The following is a 3,410-nucleotide window of genomic DNA, read 5'->3' on the forward strand; positions in this document are numbered from 1 at the left end:
CTAATGGACACTACAAAGCCAATATAAATTTACAAAATGGCATGACCGATGGCAGTCTGGAAGGATCAATTATTGAAGTCCTAGATTTAAATGATCAATTAGTAAAAGAAAATATCCCTACTGGATTTTACAATATTGGCTATTACATCGAGCATGGCTATGGCTACGATGAAAACCCTGAATTAGCGCTAAAATATTTCCGAAAATCTGCCGATATGGGCAGTCCAGCTGGGCAATACTATGTAGGGGAGAAACTACTTCCATTGGATATGGCTCCTGTTGTTGGTGATAAAATGCAGCAGTGTGCAGCTGAGCAAGGGCATGGGGAAGCAGCAACTTCTCTAGCTATTGGATTGCAATTAGAAAAAAAATATAACAATGCAGTTCGAATATTTCAACTTGGCGTGAAAGCTGGTAATGAAAGTGCTGCTTCATATTTAGAGCATGGTTTTGAAGGAATACCTCCCACTAATGAGCTGTATTACCTAGGGCAAACCAAAGATGACGAACGTTCACGCCGCTATAAAGCAATTGGCGCTGTACTAGGCCGCTATTCTTATCTCAAACCGACAGTAGAAGAAATTGACGATATTGTGCCCTTGCCACCAGCTAAATTGCCACCTTGGGACGGCTCTTTAAAATGGCTAAAAGCCCATGAAGCGAATATTGCACCAGCTAAACCCAGTGATGAACTGATTGCTAAACTGGCTAAAGCCAAGGGCCTAGACCCTGCATCGGGCATGCCGCTGGCCCTGCTTAAAAAAACGGAAGTAGCTCCTCCCGCCCCAGCCGTCGTTGCATCCCCAAGCCGTGTTGCCCTTGGCACCCTCTGCCACAATGGCTTGCCTTGCCCAGAGGCCGGTCTGTGGGTTGGCTATTTTGAAGGGCAAAAATATAGCCACCTGCTCAGCAAAGGCCAGCTTATGCCCACCATTCCAGCATCCATTCCCCGCAGCAATAAACTGGCCCAATGGCTAAAAGGCTCAGAAAAAATGGAACTGGCTATGGAATGGCAATTGGAGAAATATAGTTAATAACCGACGGCCCATCTTTTGAAAAGGAGTGCGCAAATGAATAACGATGATGAGTCGGTAAAAATATTGCCTAGTCATGAAATGGGAATTTCTAAGAGGGCTGATGGTACTGTTTTATGCTACTCAGAGGACTCTATTGAAATTGAACTTAAATCAATAAAAAACATTGGAATTGAAAATATTATCGATATAGAAAAATATGAAATTATCAATTTATTTGACTCCGTCTCCCATTACATGAAATTTCATGGGGGTGGGGAAGTACAGCTTTCTTATAACCTTGATGGCCGCTTACTTGATCTAGAGATTACAAATGTATTTATCGTCGTAAAAGAAGGCAATAAGATTACTTTAAAAAGAGCCTTAGACAACAAATCATCTGTTTTGCATGAGCTGCAATAATGAGCATGTAAACTGCTCATTTTGCAAGCTTTATGATGTGGGCTTTTTACCGTTCAGGGCCATATTTGGCGGGGCTTGAGCCTTCATCATGCAGGTGCATAAAAATTAGTGGGTTAAGTGGGCAGGCGTGGCGGGGTCATGAGGGCGCGCGCTGGGGGCTGAGTGCAGGCTCCACCCAAAATGCATATAAAAAAGCCCGCTGTTGTGCGGGCTTGCTTTTTGCTTTCTTTTATTCCGATATCGCGTAAGGTTTGAACCGAATCACCTCCACCCCCAGCCAGTCATTTAGCTCCTTCATGCGTTCCTGCAAGGGTTCAATCTCGTTATAGGCAAACACGGTGGCCGCCTTCTCTACATCACCCAAGCCGCCGGTGTTGTTGGGGATGATGCCCATCAGTTGTGCGGGTACGCGGTGGGCGCTTAGCTGATCGTCCCTTGTTACGTTCTTGATATTCCAGAAGTCGTCCTTCGCCGCCACTTCTGAGATAGGCAAGATTTGCATGCCGTCTTTCTTGCCGCCAGGCGCATACACCATCAGATTTTTAAAATTGCCCGGGCCTTTGCTGCCTTGTAATGCGGTGCGCAGATCATCGATATAGCTTTCGTTTTGCGCGGCGTCGGTCATGTACAGAATAAAACCGGCGTGGCTGCCGTTGGCAAAGTAGCGGCGGCGAAACAGCGTGGCCGATTCATTGAGCCAAGTTGAATTGAGCGCCGCTAGGTATTCGGGTAGGCCGTAAATTTCTTGATTGATATCAGGCTCTAATAACTGGAAAACAGATCCTTTCTTGAATTCGTATTCATTGGCGTAATTAAGGATCTGAAAATACTGCTCTTCTTTCAGCCCTACCCGCATATATTTAGCCAGTGCATGCTTCAGGCCCAGCACCTTGCCGGTGCGGCTGGTAATCTTTTCAAAGTATGCATTGCCAAAGATCAGGTAATCGAGCGCGAATTTTGAAAACTCAGACCGGCTTAACAGCGGGTGCGGGATAAAGGTTTTTAACAGGATATTGCGCTTTACCTGTAGCGGGCTGGAATGATGAACAGCGGCGTGGTAGGTTTTAGCTAGGCCATCAAATGACATCGGCGGTTCGTACCACTTGCCATTGTTCACACACTCTAATAAGTCCAGCAGCTCGCGGCGATCGAGCACGGCGGAAGGCTCGCCAAAGGTGAAAGCCACCGCGTTATCGGGCGCTTTTGCTTCTGGCGTTAAGGTGGTTTTTGCTTGGTAATAAGATTGTTTTTTCATTTAGTAGATCGCCATAAAGCTGGAATTGGTGGAGGTCGAGCCTTCGAGCGGCTCATTAAGTAAGGCGTGCATACATGCCCAGGCTAAGTCGGCGTGGCTGACTTCTTCGGAGCGGCTAGCCGAGTAAGTCACATGCCGCCCGCTGGCGGTCATGGTTTTTTGAATTGCCATAAATGCGGCCGCAAGATCCGTCCAGCCCGCGTCAAACTCCAAGCGCCCTTTGCGGATCACGTCTTGCGCCTTCATGACTAAGCGCGCTTTCATCTCCACGCTGTAATTGATGGCCTTAGCCGCTGGGTAGAATTGTTTAACCAATTGGTAAACGCCCTGCCCGATGCCGGTGGTATCAATGCCGATATACGCCACGTTGTATTGGCTGCAGATATCCTTAATCCCTTGCGCCTGCGCGGCAAAATCCATGCCTTTCCACTGCCGTTTCTCCAGTACGCGGAACTTGCCGCCAGGCACCAGCGGCGGAGCCAGTACGATCAGGCCCGCGCTATCGCCTGATAAAGCGGGGTCGTAGCCAATCCACACAGGCCAGTAACCAAAAGGACGAGGGGCAATGGCTTTGAAGTCTTCCCATTTTTCCCAGCTATCAACCATGCACTTTTGCAATTCAGCCAGCGGAAAAATGCTGGCGCTATCGTCGATAAATTCACACATCAGCAAATTTTGATAATCGTTGGGGTTGTATCGTTTTTTGATCTTGTCCAGAT

4 protein-coding genes are annotated in these 3,410 nt (G+C 47.4%); 2 read left to right on the plus strand and 2 right to left on the minus strand.

All coding sequences use genetic code 11. The features are described 5' to 3' along the window. Positions 1-1,034: sel1 repeat family protein (locus R6242_RS22060; RefSeq protein WP_318431020.1), on the plus strand; the 1,034-nt coding region annotated here is incomplete at its 5' end. 36 nt (positions 1,035-1,070) lie between these two features. After that, positions 1,071-1,436: a hypothetical protein gene (locus R6242_RS22065; protein WP_318431022.1), complete on the plus strand. Its 366-nt coding sequence runs from the start codon at positions 1,071-1,073 to the stop codon at positions 1,434-1,436. 229 nt (positions 1,437-1,665) lie between these two features. On the opposite strand, the gene R6242_RS22070 is transcribed toward R6242_RS22065, so the two are convergent. Together R6242_RS22070 and R6242_RS22075 are read right to left on the minus strand one after the other, a co-directional pair. Continuing rightward, positions 1,666-2,691 carry a phage portal protein gene (locus tag R6242_RS22070; protein WP_318431024.1) on the minus strand — a complete coding sequence of 342 codons (1,026 nt, stop codon included), beginning with the start codon at positions 2,689-2,691 and terminating at the stop codon, positions 1,666-1,668. Continuing rightward, positions 2,692-3,410 (minus strand): terminase large subunit domain-containing protein (locus R6242_RS22075; RefSeq protein WP_412100818.1); only part of this gene is annotated, 719 nt, incomplete at its 5' end.

The sequence above is a fragment of the Iodobacter sp. CM08 genome (genome assembly GCF_033446605.1).
Taxonomy (GTDB): domain Bacteria; phylum Pseudomonadota; class Gammaproteobacteria; order Burkholderiales; family Chitinibacteraceae; genus Iodobacter.

Coding starts and splice junctions, on each gene's coding strand:
- R6242_RS22065 (WP_318431022.1), top strand. CDS start 1,071: ATGAATAACGATGATGAGTCGGTAAAAATATTGCCTAGTCATGAAATG.
- R6242_RS22070 (WP_318431024.1), bottom strand. CDS start 2,691: ATGAAAAAACAATCTTATTACCAAGCAAAAACCACCTTAACGCCAGAA.